1 protein-coding gene is annotated in these 895 nt (G+C 65.4%); it reads left to right on the top strand.

The window, feature by feature from the left end; all coding sequences use genetic code 11:
• Window positions 1-648: IS66 family transposase (gene tnpC / locus QHF89_RS49880; protein WP_136973428.1), on the top strand; the 648-nt coding region annotated here is incomplete at its 5' end.
• Between the last annotated feature and the right edge of the window lie 247 nt (window positions 649-895).

Raw genomic sequence — 895 nt, forward strand, 5'->3', positions numbered from 1 at the left:
CGCTCGAACGAGGACGGGAGGAAAGTCCTCGGTGGCTATAAGGGCGTCGTGATGTGCGACGGCTACGCCGTGTACAAGTCGCTCTCGAAAACAGAGGGCTTCTCGCTCGCGCACTGCTGGGCGCACACGAGGCGCGAATTCATCAAGATCGAATCTTCGTATCCCGCGGAGACGAAGCGAGTGCTCGACTTGATCCGCGGCCTGTATGCCGTCGAGGCGAAGTGCAGGCCCGGCCCCGAGGGAGATGCCGAACGGCTCGCGCTACGACAAGCGGAATCCAAGCCGCTGCTGGAACTCATACAGCATTGGGCGGAGACGACGCCGGTTGTGCCCAGGAGCAGCCTGGACGATGCGATCCAATACATGGCCGGGCACTGGAGCGGACTCACGCGATTCCTTTCGGATCCGCGAATTCCGCTGGACAACAACCATACCGAGAGAGCCGAGCGCGGCGTCGTGGTCGGACGCAAGAATCACTATGGGTCTCGGTCGCGACGAGGGACCGAGGTCGCGGCGCTCTTCTATTCTTTCGTGGAGAGCGCGAAGCTCTGCGGGCTCGATCCGAAGGTCTACCTGAGTACGGCCATCCGGGCGGCAGTACGCGGTGAGCGAATTCCACTACCGCACGAGAAAGCTGCTCGGGGATAGATCCCGAGCCAGCGACGTCGTGTCCCTTCGATCGTCCGCGCCGATCTCCGGCGCGAAGAGGGCGGGCGTGTGCCCCACGAATGTACGCTTCTGACGAACGCTGCCTCGCGCGAGCGGTCGCGCAGGCGTCTGCGCGGTGCTTGCTGTCGAAGCCCGTTGGCGCGCGGTGGCAGGCCCGGATGCGCGTGCTCGCGGCGCCTGCCACGGGGGCGGGGCGGCGTCCAGACGGGGGTGGGCGAGGTGTTAC

This window comes from Polyangium sorediatum, assembly GCF_029946465.1.
Taxonomy (GTDB): domain Bacteria; phylum Myxococcota_A; class Polyangia; order Polyangiales; family Polyangiaceae; genus Polyangium; species Polyangium fumosum.